Here is a 14,717-nt window from a genome sequence, read left to right on the forward strand (position 1 = left end):
AGCGGTCTGCGATGCAGACATTAGGATCAGACCCTAAACCTACTAAAAAGCCGAACACCGGCTTTTTCATTCCCTCTTTATTCCGGGATCAATCCCCAGCCCGGCTTGAGCTTCGCTTTATAGATAAACATATGGTGGAGGATATGTTTGATCCAGTGGCCCGCCAGACCGATCTCACCGAAGGTATAGTCGGTATCACGTCCTGTTCCAGGGTACTTGTCAAAGTCAGGTACGACCGGATAGACCGTCATCGCCGCAGCGGTACCCGTCGTAAGACCTTTACCTGCAGACGCGACACAGGCAGCACCCATCTCGGCCATAGAGGCTTCGTGAAGGTGTGCCCCTTCTCCTTTGGTGATCAGGTCGCAGACAGAATGGGCAACGGCTTTACCGATAATACCTGAAGGCATACCCGTACGCGGCGGCGTCGGGTTGATCGGTGTACCGTTCGGGGAGCTCATCGGTTTGGAGATGATATGCGGCGGTGCAAACGCGATACCGCAGGCAAACATGTTGCTGTAGGTCGGGTTCTGGTAGGTGCGCGGCCAGTCGGATGCTTTCCAGTTCTCGTAAGACCCTGCGTTGTAGTTCGCATCGACTTTCATGAAACCGTTCGGCGCGAAAACCGTATCCGTGATATCGGCACCATCTTTGCCGTACGCTTTCAGGCCGACACCCGCAAACGGCGGGATCAGCATTGCAAAGTCGAATTGCTTTTCACCTTTTGAACCGTCCAGCAGTTCATACTCGACCTTGCCGCTCTCGACTTTAGAGACATGTGCACCAACTGTCCATTCAACACCCCGCTCAGCATAGAGGGACTCGGCAAAGATCTTCGAGCTGACGACGTAACCGCCGACCTTCATGTGAAGACCGCCCATTCCGAAGTCACCGAGGAAAGACTCGTTCGAGATCCACTGCATATCAGCCAGATCACGCACGCCTGCTTTTTTCAGCTCATGTTCGACATTAAAAATGTACTCAAACGCAGCACCCTGACAGGTACACATACCGTGTCCTGTACCGATTAAAAACGTCTGACGCTCCCCTTTTTTCATCTTCTCGATAGCTTCTTGCAGCTTCTCGTTAGCATGAACCGCGTGATCCGCCGTACAAACAGAGACCGTGTGCTCGCCAAGTTCTGCTCCTTCTCCAAGGCCAGGTGTCGCACCGAAATTCAGCTTTGGACCTGTCGCATTGATCACATAATCATACGTCACATCTTCGGTTTCACCCGCTTTGCCCTGACCCGTATATTCGATCGTTACAAAAGGTTTCGCTTCGCTTGCACTTCCCTCAGGGTTCAGGGAGACCGCTTTTGCCTGTTTATAAGTAATACCTGCTTTTCTATAGACAGGATCAAGCTCAAAAGTAACCTCTTCTTTGCTCATCTGACCAACACCGACCCAGATATTTGAAGGGATCCAGTTCCATTTTGAGTTTGGTGTAACGACAACAACCTCATGTCCATTACCCAGCCACTTTGCAGCAAATGTTGCCGCCGTGTGTCCTGAAACACCACCGCCTAATACAACGACTCTAGCCATCTTTTCTCCTTTTGTAAATAACGATTAATTTATTACTAAAACCACTTTATCGCAAATCCATCACAATCTTATCACAAATTCTAATACAACATGAATTTTTGCGATAATTCCATGAATTTATAGCAGATTTTACACACTGTTGACGTAAAAACATGTCAAAAATCAAACGGAGGATGCACAAGGTGATGGAATCACCCACTGGAGGGAAATTGAGAGCGATTTATTCGGATGAAAAACATCCCTTTTGAATGCAGGAAAAGAGAAAATCGCATCAAATCGGTATCTTTGATACGAAGATCTGAAACAGTGTTTTTTTCAGAAGCTAAAAGCGCTGTTCAACGCATGAAAGCACTGCTAGTTCGCCAAAATCTTTTCAACGATCTCATAGACGTTATTTGAGATCTCTTTCTCGCTTAGGATCATCTCCAAGGCTTCTTTCATCAATGTTCTGTTTTCATGATTTAGACGGCCATAGCTCTTGAACGCGCCAGCCAATCCCGAAGCGATCTGCGGGTTGATCGCATCAAGTTCGATCACCTTCTCTGCCAGAAACGCATAGCCGTGACCGGTCGGAGCATGGAACGCCACCGCGTTGCGGGCAAACACACCCAGTAGGGCCCTGACCAGGTTCGGCACTTTGACATCGTAAACAGCATCGTTCTGCAGGGCCTGGACACGGTCAATCGTCCCTTCGCGTTCCGATGCCGCCAATACCGATAGGTATTTGTTCATCACCAGGGTATCGTCTTTATAACGCTCATAAAAGTGCGCCAGCGGCTCTTCTGCCAGGTGCGGGGCGAAATTCTCCAAAAGGTCGAGCGCCACAATCCGGTCGGTCATCATCACACTCTCTTCATACTGTTTCAGACAGAGGGCATTGATGGCCTCGTCTTCAAGACATACAAGATAGCTCAGCACGGCATTTTTCATCGCTCTCTCACCCATGCTTTGTGTATCGAGCCCGCTGTTTTGCGCTTTATGGTAAGTGGCGTAAACTGAGAGCATCGGTTCTCTGTATGCCTTCGCAATAGCTTTTTTGAGTTCTGAGCGCGCCTTGGAGATCGGCGGGACATCGATGAGCTCCTGTTCCTGCATCATCACGGAGAGAGAAGGAAGTTCAAGCATAAACGCCTTCGACTCCAATCCCAGCGTCTCATCTTCCAGAATGCTACCAAAACTCGTGATGTAGGCGCTGTCTATCTCACCATCCTCTATAAATTTCTGCAGCGCTCTCATAGCCGTTTTTTGCGTCGCTTCATAGCGGTTGAACCCGTCGCTGTCATAACGCATCAGAAAATCGAAATCCGCTTCGGGATGTTCGATCTTGAACGGCGCGCTGAAGTTCGTGTTGACGGAGAGTATCGGTTTTTGTTCCACCTCCCTGAAGATGAAGGTCTCGATGCCCTCTTCGACGATCAGGATACCGCGGTCCAGAAGAGGCTGGTTGTCGCGTTCGAGCTCAAAAGAGAGTTTTTCGCCTTTTGCGTCAAGCAGGGCGAATCCGAGCGGAAAGTAGTAAGGAAGCTGCTCTTCGCCTTTGACCGATTTCGGGATAACCTGTTTCAGGTTGAGACGGAATTCCCGAGTGCTTTCATCATACTCTTCGTGTACTTCCAATGTCGGTGTGCGTTCTTGAGAGTACCAGCGAGAGAAACGTTCAAGGTCAAATCCCCCCTGGATGTGCATTGCCCAGAGGAAATCCTCTGTCCGCACCGCCTGCGCGTCAAAAGTCTCAAAGTAGAGGTCCATCCCCGCACGGAACTTCTCTTCGCCCAGAAGCGTGTGGATCATACGGATCACCTCGGCCCCTTTCTCATAGACCGTTGCGGTGTAGAAGTTGTTGATCTCGATATAGCTTTCCGGTTTGATCGGGTGGGCTGTCGGGCCAGCGTCTTCGACAAACTGCCGCTCCCTTAGTGCCTTGACGTCACTGATGCGCTGCACCGCCGCATCGTTCATGTCAGCGCTGAAACTCTGGTCGCGGAAAACGGTCAACCCCTCTTTCAACGTCAGCTGGAACCAGTCGCGGCAGGTGATACGGTTGCCTGTCCAGTTGTGAAAATACTCATGCGCGATCACGCTCTCGATCCCCATGAAGTTCTGATCTGTCGCGGTATCTTCGTCGGCAAGGACGTAGTGCGAGTTGAAGATGTTAAGCCCCTTATTCTCCATTGCCCCCATATTGAAACTGTCAACGGCAACGATATTGTAGATGTCAAGATCGTACTCGCGGCCGTACTTCTCTTCGTCCCACTTCATCGCATTTTTAAGCGAGCGCATCGCATGGCCGCACTTGTTCTCGTTACCTTTGTCGACATAGATATTGAGTTCGATCTCGCGTCCACTCGTCGTCGTAAAACTGTCGTTTACAACGCCAAGATCACCGGCGACAAGAGCAAAAAGGTAAGAGGGTTTCGGAAAAGGATCGGCCCATTTGGCCATATGGCGTCCCTCTTCATACTGCTCTTGCTCGACAAGGTTACCGTTGCTCAATAAAACAGGATAGCGTGCGCTCTCTGCAATGATCGTCGTTGTAAAGATACTCATATTATCGGGACGGTCAAGGAAGTAGCTGATCGAACGGAACCCCTCAGGCTCATTTTGCGTACACAGAATAGTCCCCGAGCGATAAAGCCCTTCCAGTGCTGTATTCTCATCGGGATAGATCTTGGTAACGACCTGTAGGACAAATGCATCTTTGTCACAAAAAATGCTTAGCCCCTCTTCATCACGCACAAATGCATCCTCTTGCGCTTTGACATCATCTACCTTGACACAGAGCAGTTTCAGGGCGCTGCCGTTAAGGTAGAGCGATGTCGCACCGCTCTCCAGACGTTTAACCTGCATTCGGTTGATCACAAGGGTATGTTCATCAAAGATCTCAAACGTAAGATCCGTGTGGGTTATATGATGGCTCGGAGGTGTATAATCTTCTAAAAGTATCGGCTTGGCTTGACTCATCTGTTATCCGTAATTTTTGAGAAATCATACCATTATAGGGATAAAGAGAAATAGAAGCGGCAGCGCTTTATGTTCTTTCTTAGAATATCTTTTGTACTATAAAGCCATATTATAAAAGCGCGCCGCTGAGATCCGTGATTATGGTTTTTAGAAGAGGCCGAAAGGATAACGATGTCCAGTAAACTTGTTATGGCAAGACAACCCATTGTCGATACGAACAATACGACCATCGCTTATGAGTTTTTTTATCGCGATGATGAAGGGAATAGAGACTTCACCGACCCAAGATCTGCAACCGCTTCCGTTTTGGTCAATATTCTCAATCAGGTCGGCGTCGACAACAGTATCGGCGAAGCCAAGGCTTTTATCAACATCAGCGGCGACATATTGCTGACCGATATACTCTATAATCTTCCCAAAGACCGTTTTGTCTTTGAACTCGCTACGGATGTTACTTTAGGGAAAAAAGAGATTGCCAATCTCGAACAGTTTTTTGCCAAGGGCTATACATTTGCACTCGACAATGCGCGTTTTGATGATGAGTTTATCAAGAACTTTGCACCGGTCATGCCGTATATCCGTTATGTAAAAATAGATACTGCTCAAACCGATATCGAAAACCTTCAAAACCACCTTGCGCTCTTTAAAGACCAGACCCTCATTGCCCAGAAGATAGAGTTCCAGGAGATCTACGATGCGTACAGGGAGATGGGATTCAAATATTTTCAAGGTTATTTTATTGCAGATATCTACACCATCGAGCAGAACCGTCTCGATCCGAAACACCTGGGCGTCGTACGTCTCTTTAATATGCTCCAGTCCTGCAGTATGGAAGATATCAGCAATGAGTTCGAACGCCATAATGAGCTTACGCTTCAACTGTTGCAATATGTCAAATCTATTCCCGGTTTTGATCTTAAAGAGAGCCATTCCATCAAAGATATTGTCACGCATGTCGGGGAAGCGAGACTGATGCAGTGGCTGATGATGATCATCTACTCACGCTCAAGCAAAAAGATAGAGACGAGTAAAAGTTCCTACTCTATTTTAATCCAGAACCGTATCGACACGATGCTCGGTATCCTGGAGAAGATCAAAACACACCAGAATGAGAAGTTGAAAACGCAGGCCCGTCTCGTCGCCATGCTTTCGCTGTTGGAAAATGTCTTTGATGCCACCTTGGAGACGACGCTCAAAGTCTTTGATCTGGAGCCGGACGTCGAAGATGCGCTGGTAAACCGTACAGGCACTCTGGGTAATCTGTTGGCGATAGCCATTGCCATTGAAGAGGGAAATTTTGCAACGATGCAGACCCTGCTCGCCCAATTTGATCTCAGTGTCGAAGATATTGAAGATATCTTAAATAAAAGCCTTGATGCATCAAAGCAGTAGCACGCATCACATCTGCATAAAATGACCTTAAAATATCTTTCGCATTACAGCGAGACGACGAGAGAGCAGGTCGTTGCGCTGATAAAAGCTGAAAAACTGCCCCGTTTTCTCACGCAAAAATATCCGGTTTGTCATAACTATAAAACAGACAAAACCCTTTATGACTACACTCTCGATATAAAGAACAGTTACCTCAAGAAGACACAGCCGATCAGCAAGGTGGTTTATGACGGCAAGATCCATGTCATCAACAACGCGCTCGGTTTGCACACCTTCGCCTCCCGGGTGCAAGGATCGAAGCTTAAAAGTAAAAACGAGATCCGGATCGCATCGATGTTTAAAAATGTCCCGGAGCAATTTTTACGTATGATTATCGTCCATGAACTCGCCCATCTTAAAGAGAAAGAGCATAACAAAGCCTTCTACAAACTCTGTGAGCATATGGAACCCTCTTACCATCAGCTGGAATTCGACACCCGCCTCTACCTCACCTGCATCGACCACTTCGGAAAGCTCTATTAGATGCCTGTATGTGCGCTGCTTTTTACCCCAATTTTATCAATTTCAGGGCATTATTCCGGCACTAAAATAATATTTTTTAATATGGTGTTATGTTTTGTGGATTAAAATTGAAAAAAATGGGTTGAGCGATGACTACGAGTCCAAAAGCAGATGGATCGGCACGCTCTTTATCATCATCGGCATCATCGCAGGGGTCTACGCCAGCTTTTCAACATTTGCACCGGCAACTGTCATCAGTGCAACGATGGTGGTGAGCGGTCTCATCTCTTTCTTTTTGACCAAAAAACTCAATCCGGACGTCCTGGCCAGTCGCATAAAGACACATCTTTTAATACTGTTTGGACTGCTCTTTCTGCTCTTGCCCTACGGCGAGAGCGGCACGGCACGTGTTATCGCCACAGCCTATTTTCTCGGGGCCATGTCATGCGATCTGTTTTTCGCCTCTATGACCCGTAAAAACCGTACGGCCTTTGCCTGGCTGGCAAACGCTCTTTTTTCGGCTCTCTTCGCCTATCTTGTAGCTTTCCAGACATTCTCCGCCAAAGCGATCGGTATCTTCATCGCATTAACGCTCATCTTTGACGGCCTAAGTGTTCTCTACTCCGGGCGCAAGATCTTTATTCGCCCCTAAAGGCCAAATAGTCTTCGATAATCTTGCCGTGATCGAACACGAACAATTCTTTCTCAAGCTCGTCCAGCACGACCACTTTGGCACTCTTTGCATCATCGCCTGCTTGCGGCAGTGCATCAGCCCGGCAGATATAAACCGCTGAGATTGTGTGAAAACGCGGATCACGTGAAGGATCGGAATAGAGCCCCAACAGATGCTCGATCTCAACATCCAGGCCGATCTCCTCTTTCATCTCCCGTTTCAGACAGGCCTCTATCGTCTCGCCGATATCCATAAAACCGCCCGGCAGTGCAGTTCCGTAAGGTGGGTTCAGCCTATCGATCAGGACAATGCCTTTGAACGTACTGTCAATATAGATCTCGACAATGCCATCAGCTGCGACATAGGGTGTCTCTATCATTATGCCCCCACTTTAATGTACCGGCAGATAGGCATAGCCCCTGTTCTGCCACATGATTAAGTAGACGCTTTTGTTCTTGTCGCTTTGAACATAGTCATAAAGCACTTTCATGTCAATATTGCGGGCCCGTCTTCCGGCTTGGCACATATCGAACTCGACCTGGTATTCACGATGCAGTTTTGCCAACAAGGGAGCCAGTTTTTTTTGTGCACGAACAACATCGTTCTCATCTTTGAAAGGGGAGTTCTCCAGGTCACGTACAAAATATTTATAGGCATTTCCCGAAATAACGACGACTGCCTTGAAGGTGATATCGTTTGCTTTGTAATACCGGGCAAGCCCTTCTATGTTTTTAATGAGGTGTTTCTCTATCGTCGGTACATCACCTGTCGTCAGGTCAAAGACCGCTTTCTGCTCCGCGGCAAAAAGTGCCGTAAACGAAAACAACAGACCCGCAACTATTCTTTTTATCGATCGCATCGCTTCTCCCTTTTTGAAAATGTTCTGTTCTCTTCGATCATGACATTGCAGATCGTCCCTTCTAACTCTTGGGCCAATGATTCAAGCTCCTCTTTGGAGCCCCGCAGTGCGATACCTCTTGCCGAACAGGCGGCACCGTCAATATTGTTATACGTCATACGCCATTGCATTCTCTACCTTTTGGTGGGGACCGGATTCTACAGGCTTATCATAGGCCAAAACAGCAAAAATGCTCTTTAAAAGAGCCCTGAACAAAGTAAAACACCGCGACGCTAATGGAACGCTTTATATTGCTTTTGCCACAGTCTTTGCAGCTTTTCTATCGTCATAGAACGGTATTTCTCCTCTTTGACCAGTGTTCTCAGATCGGACAACGAGTTATAGGGAACATCAACGACCAGCGCATTGGCCAGCCACCCCGGAATGCTGCCGCCGGGTTCAATATGGTGTTGCCAAATGACTTTCGTTCTCTTCTCATCCTGGGGAATAAAGAGATAGTGGCCTCGGGATCTTTTGATCGGGATAAGATCTGACGCCTTTGCCTTCTGACAGCGATCACTCTGTTGCTCATCGCAAAAGGTGTTGGCCTCGTGCATCTCAACCCGTACACCGTTCTCTGTAAAAAAAAGCGTTGAACGCAGGATTAATTGACGGTCACTGACGGGAAATGGGAGATCATAGATTTGGAAAACATAGTTCTCTTCAAAACGCACCTCTTCGAGGGTCATGGCTAAACGGCATTGATGCAGCCACGCAGGAGCGGCGGGCGTATCATATAAGATTGCGACCAGGGCGTCAACGCTTCCCTCGACTACAGTTACCCCTTTAAACGCTAGAAACGGTGAACCTTCAACGTTTCGGGTGTACACAGCAACACCGTCACTCTCTTTTGTCAGTTCCCAATTGTCCGCCTGCAAAAGGGAGAAGAGCAAAAGCAAGATGCCGACATACCGTCGCATCATACCTCCTGCTCTCCTCTTTGCAAGAGGGCCGTGACGTCAAGGTTAGTCGCTTTCTCAATAAAATGCCCCTGTGCATAGTCAGCGCCTAAAAGTACAATCATCTGGTAAATCTCTCTGTCCTCAACAAATTCGGTAACCACCTTCATCCCAAGATCGTGGATGATGTTGATAATGGACTTGACAATACGTTTGTTATTCAGATTGGTCGTAATATCGGCGACCAATGAACCGTCGATCTTGACGATATCAACACCGAGCTTCATCAGATATGCGTAATTGGAGTACCCGCTTCCAAAGTCATCGATGGCGATCTTGGCGCCCTCCTCTTTGATCAGTTTAAAAAAGCGGTAGACCTCTTCGCTGCCTTCAAGCTCCTGCGATTCGACCAGCTCAAAGACGATCCGCTCAGCGCAGCCGGATTGACGCAGTCTGGAAAGAATAAAATAGCTGCTCTTCGGGTCCAGGATATCCGCCATCTCGATATTGAACGAGAAGTCAAAAGAGGGGTTGTGCTGTGCCATCTTTATGGTTTGGGCAAAGACCTCCATCGAAAGTTGGCTGTAGAGCCGTGCCCCCTTGGCAATGGGGATAAACTCGCTGGGGTAGTGCACCTTTCCGTCCCTGTCTGTGATTCTCACCAGGGCTTCGAACTTCTCTATCTCATGTGTTTCTGTATTGGCTATCGCCTGAAAATGGACATTGACCGTCTGGTTGTTAAGTGCAAAATCAAGCATCTCCAAGGTCAAAAAGTTCTCTTCAAGATGCAAAAGGTTATCTGCACTGTCCGAATAAAAAGCGTAGGACTGTTGGCGCTTTTTGGCATCGCGCAAGGCAAGCGAGGCCATGGAGATCAGTGAACGGAGGTTCTCATTTTCAGACCCTGCCGCCGCACCTATACGGGCGCGGACCGTAATCGTATGGGCAAAACATTGCAGTTCGATCACATTGAGCTGGTGTGAGAGCAAGACCACATCCTCTCGGAAAAAGTCCGCCGAGACTTTTTTATCTGCCAGGATCGCAAATTCGTCTGCACTAAGATGAAAAAGCTTTAAATTCTCGTTCGAGAGCATTGTCTGCAGTTTATGAGCGAACCTGACCAGCAGTTCGTCACCGATACGTTCGCCGTAGATCGTATTGATGGTATTGAAATCATCGATATTGATCAGGATCAGCTTATGTTCGGACGAACGTTCCAACGCCCGGTGCAGCGCCGTTCTGTTTGGCAAGGCGGTCAGCCTGTCGATATACAACCGATGCTCAAGTTCCTGTTCCTGCTCTTTTCTCGCCGTAATATCGAACATGATCGAGATGAATTCAAAGATCTCCCCCTTCTCATCCAAAATAGGCACGACCGTTGATTCGACATAGAACATCTTGCCCTCTCTGTTACGGTTCTGAAACTCACCTTTGAAAATCTCTTTGTTCAAGATCGTCGTCCAAAACGTTTCCAGATAATCGTCGCTTGTCTGATCTGAACGGACAATAGCATGGGAGTGACCGATCAACGCATCTGCACTGTAGCCGCTGAGCTTTTCATACGCCGCATTGACATAGGTGATATGCCCGTCGATATCCGTCTTGACAAGAGGTGCGCTGGCATCGACCACCCGCTTATACTCTTCAAGAAAAGCACTTTTCTGTTGCAAGGTGGCAAGCATCGCATTGCCGGAACCTGCGATGCGGTCAAATTCGCCTGCACTGACATTCTCCACCCGCGAAGCGTACCCGCCCTGAGCAATCTCATCAAGTGTTTTTGTGATCTGTTCGATACTCTGTTTGAGGCTGTAGATATTGGCACTGTAAAAATAGAGCCAAAGCAGTAAAAATGTCAAAATCAGATAGAGGTAGGGCGTGTTTGAGAGTCCATATTCCAAAGTGTACAGAGCGGATCCGGCTATTAACAGGAGGGCACCGAGAAGAAAAGAGAGGTTTTTCACGTCCGGCGAAACTCTTTTCATCAGCCTGATTGCCGGTTTAAAGAGCTGCTCTGACATCTGTTACTCTTTTGTGACGATATAGAGCTGTTTGTGTTCGAGTTTTTTCAACATGTCCATCACGGTGACAAAATGCTGAAAACTCGCATCTTTATCACTGCGCAGCACGACGGTCTGTTCAGGGTCTATCGACTTCAGTTTCTCCTCAAGATCACTGATAGAGATCTCTTTTTTATCGAGATGATACTTTCCCTCTTTCGTAATGTAGATATCAAACTCTTTTTGATCCTCTTTTTTATCGGACGCCTTTGCCTCCGGGAGTTCTATCGGCAGGATACCCTGCTTGATAAAGGTGGCCGTCGTGATGACCATCACCAGCAGCACCAGCAAGATATCGATCAGCGGGATCACATTGATCTGATCGAATTTTTTACGCTGCTTCATTATTTTTCCGTATCTTTTTGCGGCTGTTTAGCATCCCAGATAGCGCTTAAACGCTCTACCTTGCGCATCGCTGTCGTGTAAAAAACAATCGCAGGAATGGCAACGATAATACCGAATGCCGTCGCTTTAAGCGCCAGTGCCAGTCCGGTCATCACTTTTTTGGTATCGACCGTACCGACCTCTCCCAGGCCGTAAAAGGTGATCATAATCCCCAAGATTGTTCCAATAAGCCCCACATAAGGGGCGTTGGCGCCGATGGCCGAAAGAGCTGAGAGGTTGTCGGTAAGATCAACTTCCAAAAGTTCCCGGTTATCGTACTCTTCAAGTTTGATACTTTTATAGAACATCATCCGCTCAATAAAGAGCCACAATGCAACCACGCTCATGATCGCCAGTGTCCCCATGACACCATAATCAAGTACCTCTTCTGCTAACGCCAGCCATGCCGTTGAATCCATTTACGCTACTCCTGAAAAGTCTAGCTGCATTGTCGTACCCTTATCTTTTTTTGAGTTGACATGCAGTTTTATTTTATAACGATCACAATAGTTCTTGACCAGACCCAGTCCGATGCCAAAACCAAGATCACTCTCGTCGCTCTGATAATACCTGTCGAAGATCTGGAAGAGTTCAACTTCATCCATTCCCCGCCCTTTGTCGCTGATAGACAGCTTCTTATTCTTGATAACGATACTGATCTCAGCATTTTTCGGTGAGTATTTCACACTGTTGTCAATAATATTGTCGATCACCTTTGCTAGGCCTATTCTATCGATATTTACACTAATAGATTCTAAATCTTCCTCAAACCGGGCATTGCTGTAGAGTGGCTTCAACAGCCTCAACCGTTCTACCACCAGATCTGCCACATCAAAGGTCTCAATCCGTTCACGCTGCATCTGCTTTTTGATCAGATAGTCAAGCTCTTTGTAGCGCTCTTCAAGCATGCCGCATGCCGCTTCAATGCGGTGGAAGCGTTTAAGCGCGCGTTCATCTTCGATATTCTTTTTCAGCATCGCCGTGTTTGTCATGATCGTGTTGATAGGCAGATTAAGCTCGTGCAGTATCTCTCTGGAAAAATGCTCCAGCTGATCAAAATGTTCGCGCAGCGGCTCGATGGAGAGTTTGGCTATCGCAACACCGGCGATCAGTACAAGCGCCGTTATGATCGAGACAAGGTAGGGTGGAGAAACCGCCTCCTGCAGGTAGGCGAAGAGCGAGATGATCAGCAGTGTCGTGATCACAAAAAAGACAAGGATGACGATCTCAACATTACGAAACAAGACGATACCCGATCCCGCGGACATTTTGGATCTCAACCGTTGAAAGTTCCTGCTTAAGACGGTTGATATAGACACGGATGGCCCCGTCGCTCACCCCTTCTTCCGTACTCCAAAGCGCATCGATGATCATCTCTTTGCTGACCGTTTTATCGCTGTTATCGATAAAAAGAGCAAGCAGTATGTACTCTTTTTTAGAGAGCACAAGTTCCTTACGGTCTTCATAGATCATATGCCGCTCACGATCTATGCAGAGTGTCCCGGTACATACTTTTGATTTCCCTTGGGAACGGCGCAGCAACGCCTTTATACGCAGAAGCAGTTCATCCGTGTCAAAAGGCTTTTTAAGATAATCATCCGCCCCGTTTGCAAACCCCTCAAGCATCACTTCCTTCTCCTGGTGCGAGGTCAGATAGATCGCCGGGGTAAAATCATCAGCGTTTCGCAGTTCGCTCAGCAGGGTCAGCCCGTTGATCAGAGGAACATTGATATCAAACACATAGAGATCGAATTTAGATGCATAGGAGAGGTCCAGAGCCTCTTGTCCGTTCTTGCACCACTGCACATTATATCCCTCTTCATCAAGCAGGTCTTCGAGGGTCTCGCCCAAAAGAAGGTCATCTTCAAGCAGCAGAATATCAGACAAGAAACACTCCCTTGCAATCTACATGCAACGCAGTAGCAATCCGGTGATGGGCATAGACGTCAATCATGTATCTTCCTGCTTTCTCTAGAGTACGTCTTCTATGCTCCAGCCGATGGTCTTGCCGGCATACATCGGCACGACATCGCCGTATTTGGCAGGAACAGTGAATGGTTTCTCTTCCAAGACAACCTCTTTGAACTCAGGACAGATGCCGTAGATGCTCTGCGCATTGTCCGAAACAAAGCTCTGAAGATTGTCAAGTTTGCCGTGTTTGTCAAAAAGTTCGCAAAGCAGCTGCAGTGCGATCGGTGCGGTAAAGACGCCGGCACCGCATCCGCAAGACTCTTTTGCATGCTGCGGGTGCGGTGCGGAGTCCGAACCGAACATCACTTTCGGATGGGCGTTCAGTGCGAGCTCCAGCAGTGCCTCTCTGTCTTCCGGACGCTTGGCGATCGGCTTGCAGAAAAGGTGCGGCTGCAGCATACCGCCTGCCACATCGTCAAGAGTGATAAGCAGATGGTGCACCGTGATCGTCGCATAGAGGTTCGGAAACTTATCGAGCAGATCAACCGCTGCTTTGGTGGTAATATGTTCCATCACGATCTTAAGATCGGGAAAATTGCTCGCCAGCAGTTCATAGATACTCATAAACTCCTTCTCTCTGTCCATCACGAAGCCGGCCGTCTCGCCATGCACCAACAACGGGATATCCATACGTGCCATCGCTTCCAGTGTCGGCCGCATCGCCTCAAGGTTAAAATCTTTCACGCCCCCTTCCGAGTTGGTCGTGATACCTGCCGGGTAGAGTTTGATCCCGAAAATGAGATCCCGGACCTCTTCCAGATACTCTTCGCTGTAATTGTCATAGAAAATCGTCATAAAAGGTTCGAAATCGCCGCCGCCGATGAGCGCTTCGTCCTCATCCTCGTCAAAGGAAAAGTCTTCGATCTCATCCTCGTTGATCCCCAGACCGCATGCAAACATAATGCGTTCTCTATAAGCTTTGACCTGTTCTCTGGTCTTGACAGGCGGTACCAGGTTCGGCATGACCACGGCGCCCGAAAAGGTATACGAAGTGAGTTTGGCTACATTCTGCAGCATCTCGCCATCACGCAGGTGAACATGCATATCCAGAGGCATCAGTAAAGAGTGTGTTTTCATCATCTATCCTAAATAGTTTATTGTTACGGTTCCGACAGAACCCGATATAACGACCATGGCCAATAACGGCATCACCTTATAGAGCTGAGACAGGCCAAGAAGCGGTTTTCCGTCAATGAAGATACCCAATTGTACCGCGGTGACCATAAGAGACGCCATAATATTCATCCCGACCACCGTAGTGAGCAGAAGGTACCAGGGTTCGCTGAGAGAGCCGAATAAAACGATTACGGCAAGAGCCGTGTTGGCAAAGAACCCTTCAAGTGTTGTGCCGACGGCTTTTTTTTCCAGCTTTCTGCGTACGCGGAAGATCTTGAAATAGAGCAGACCCAGAAACAGGGTAGGATAAAACAGCAT

Annotated in this window: 16 protein-coding genes; 3 read left to right on the forward strand and 13 right to left on the reverse strand. The window is 47.9% G+C overall.

Annotated elements, in window-relative coordinates:
• Positions 1-77: 77 nt before the first annotated feature.
• Both WCY20_RS10765 and pepN read right to left on the reverse strand, forming a co-directional pair.
• The gene (locus WCY20_RS10765) at positions 78-1,547 is read right to left on the reverse strand and encodes an FAD-dependent oxidoreductase (RefSeq protein ID WP_345975047.1); all 1,470 of its coding nucleotides are present in this window, start codon (positions 1,545-1,547) and stop codon (positions 78-80) included.
• Between the two features lie 354 nt (positions 1,548-1,901).
• Positions 1,902-4,508, reverse strand: a complete 2,607-nt coding sequence (gene pepN / locus WCY20_RS10770) for an aminopeptidase N (RefSeq protein ID WP_345975049.1) — start codon at positions 4,506-4,508, stop codon at positions 1,902-1,904.
• 171 nt (positions 4,509-4,679) lie between these two features.
• Between pepN and WCY20_RS10775 the strand changes: the two genes are divergently transcribed.
• The 3 genes from WCY20_RS10775 (at position 4,680) to WCY20_RS10785 (ending at position 7,053) form a co-directional block, all read left to right on the forward strand.
• Positions 4,680-5,900, forward strand: a complete 1,221-nt coding sequence (locus WCY20_RS10775; RefSeq protein WP_345975050.1) for a hypothetical protein — start codon at positions 4,680-4,682, stop codon at positions 5,898-5,900.
• Between the two features lie 21 nt (positions 5,901-5,921).
• Positions 5,922-6,422: a M48 family metallopeptidase gene (locus WCY20_RS10780; RefSeq protein WP_345975052.1), complete on the forward strand. Its 501-nt coding sequence runs from the start codon at positions 5,922-5,924 to the stop codon at positions 6,420-6,422.
• A gap of 121 nt (positions 6,423-6,543) precedes the next feature.
• Entirely contained in the window at positions 6,544-7,053 is a 510-nt protein-coding gene (locus tag WCY20_RS10785) for a DUF308 domain-containing protein (protein ID WP_345975054.1), read from the forward strand.
• Here WCY20_RS10785 and WCY20_RS10790 read toward each other — a convergent pair.
• The 11 genes from WCY20_RS10790 to WCY20_RS10840 all read right to left on the reverse strand — a co-directional run bounded on the left by WCY20_RS10790 (position 7,040) and on the right by WCY20_RS10840 (position 14,717).
• The gene (locus tag WCY20_RS10790) at positions 7,040-7,453 is read right to left on the reverse strand and encodes an NUDIX hydrolase (protein WP_345975056.1); all 414 of its coding nucleotides are present in this window, start codon (positions 7,451-7,453) and stop codon (positions 7,040-7,042) included. The genes WCY20_RS10785 and WCY20_RS10790 overlap by 14 nt on opposite strands.
• A 12-nt stretch (positions 7,454-7,465) precedes the next feature.
• A complete protein-coding gene (locus tag WCY20_RS10795) occupies positions 7,466-7,933 on the reverse strand; it encodes a hypothetical protein (RefSeq protein WP_345975058.1) in 468 nt (155 codons plus the stop codon).
• Positions 7,921-8,103 carry a hypothetical protein gene (locus WCY20_RS10800; RefSeq protein ID WP_345975059.1) on the reverse strand — a complete coding sequence of 61 codons (183 nt, stop codon included), beginning with the start codon at positions 8,101-8,103 and terminating at the stop codon, positions 7,921-7,923. The genes WCY20_RS10795 and WCY20_RS10800 overlap by 13 nt, the downstream gene beginning before the upstream one ends.
• Positions 8,104-8,205: 102 nt before the next feature.
• Positions 8,206-8,895 carry an START domain-containing protein gene (locus tag WCY20_RS10805; protein ID WP_345975061.1) on the reverse strand — a complete coding sequence of 230 codons (690 nt, stop codon included), beginning with the start codon at positions 8,893-8,895 and terminating at the stop codon, positions 8,206-8,208.
• Entirely contained in the window at positions 8,892-10,889 is a 1,998-nt protein-coding gene (locus WCY20_RS10810; protein WP_345975063.1) for an EAL domain-containing protein, read from the reverse strand. Before WCY20_RS10810 ends, WCY20_RS10805 begins: the two co-directional genes overlap by 4 nt.
• Positions 10,890-10,892: 3 nt before the next feature.
• Positions 10,893-11,273, reverse strand: coding sequence for a biopolymer transporter ExbD (locus tag WCY20_RS10815; protein ID WP_345975064.1), 381 nt, complete (start codon positions 11,271-11,273; stop codon positions 10,893-10,895).
• A complete protein-coding gene (exbB, locus tag WCY20_RS10820) occupies positions 11,273-11,731 on the reverse strand; it encodes a TonB-system energizer ExbB (RefSeq protein ID WP_345975066.1) in 459 nt (152 codons plus the stop codon). Before exbB ends, WCY20_RS10815 begins: the two co-directional genes overlap by 1 nt.
• Entirely contained in the window at positions 11,732-12,580 is an 849-nt protein-coding gene (locus tag WCY20_RS10825) for a HAMP domain-containing sensor histidine kinase (RefSeq protein ID WP_345975068.1), read from the reverse strand.
• A complete protein-coding gene (locus tag WCY20_RS10830) occupies positions 12,546-13,199 on the reverse strand; it encodes a response regulator transcription factor (protein ID WP_345975070.1) in 654 nt (217 codons plus the stop codon). The genes WCY20_RS10825 and WCY20_RS10830 overlap by 35 nt, the downstream gene beginning before the upstream one ends.
• An 84-nt stretch (positions 13,200-13,283) precedes the next feature.
• Entirely contained in the window at positions 13,284-14,360 is a 1,077-nt protein-coding gene (gene pyrC / locus WCY20_RS10835; RefSeq protein WP_345978256.1) for a dihydroorotase, read from the reverse strand.
• 3 nt (positions 14,361-14,363) lie between these two features.
• On the reverse strand, positions 14,364-14,717 hold the full coding sequence (locus WCY20_RS10840) for a hypothetical protein (RefSeq protein WP_345975072.1): 354 nt from the start codon (positions 14,715-14,717) through the stop codon (positions 14,364-14,366).

The sequence above is a fragment of the Sulfurimonas sp. HSL3-7 genome (assembly GCF_039645985.1).
In the GTDB taxonomy this organism is placed as follows: domain Bacteria; phylum Campylobacterota; class Campylobacteria; order Campylobacterales; family Sulfurimonadaceae; genus Sulfonitrofixus; species Sulfonitrofixus jiaomeiensis.

Bases quoted from the DNA above. Each gene is read 5' to 3' on its own strand.
- WCY20_RS10780 (WP_345975052.1), top strand. From the start codon at position 5,922: ATGACCTTAAAATATCTTTCGCATTACAGCGAGACGACGAGAGAGCAG.
- WCY20_RS10805 (WP_345975061.1), bottom strand. From the start codon at position 8,895: ATGATGCGACGGTATGTCGGCATCTTGCTTTTGCTCTTCTCCCTTTTG.
- WCY20_RS10840 (WP_345975072.1), bottom strand. From the start codon at position 14,717: ATGCTGTTTTATCCTACCCTGTTTCTGGGTCTGCTCTATTTCAAGATC.
- WCY20_RS10790 (WP_345975056.1), bottom strand. From the start codon at position 7,453: ATGATAGAGACACCCTATGTCGCAGCTGATGGCATTGTCGAGATCTAT.
- pepN (WP_345975049.1), bottom strand. From the start codon at position 4,508: ATGAGTCAAGCCAAGCCGATACTTTTAGAAGATTATACACCTCCGAGC.
- WCY20_RS10800 (WP_345975059.1), bottom strand. From the start codon at position 8,103: ATGCAATGGCGTATGACGTATAACAATATTGACGGTGCCGCCTGTTCG.
- WCY20_RS10765 (WP_345975047.1), bottom strand. From the start codon at position 1,547: ATGGCTAGAGTCGTTGTATTAGGCGGTGGTGTTTCAGGACACACGGCG.
- WCY20_RS10775 (WP_345975050.1), top strand. From the start codon at position 4,680: ATGTCCAGTAAACTTGTTATGGCAAGACAACCCATTGTCGATACGAAC.
- WCY20_RS10825 (WP_345975068.1), bottom strand. From the start codon at position 12,580: ATGTCCGCGGGATCGGGTATCGTCTTGTTTCGTAATGTTGAGATCGTC.
- WCY20_RS10795 (WP_345975058.1), bottom strand. From the start codon at position 7,933: ATGCGATCGATAAAAAGAATAGTTGCGGGTCTGTTGTTTTCGTTTACG.
- pyrC (WP_345978256.1), bottom strand. From the start codon at position 14,360: ATGAAAACACACTCTTTACTGATGCCTCTGGATATGCATGTTCACCTG.
- WCY20_RS10815 (WP_345975064.1), bottom strand. From the start codon at position 11,273: ATGAAGCAGCGTAAAAAATTCGATCAGATCAATGTGATCCCGCTGATC.
- WCY20_RS10810 (WP_345975063.1), bottom strand. From the start codon at position 10,889: ATGTCAGAGCAGCTCTTTAAACCGGCAATCAGGCTGATGAAAAGAGTT.
- exbB (WP_345975066.1), bottom strand. From the start codon at position 11,731: ATGGATTCAACGGCATGGCTGGCGTTAGCAGAAGAGGTACTTGATTAT.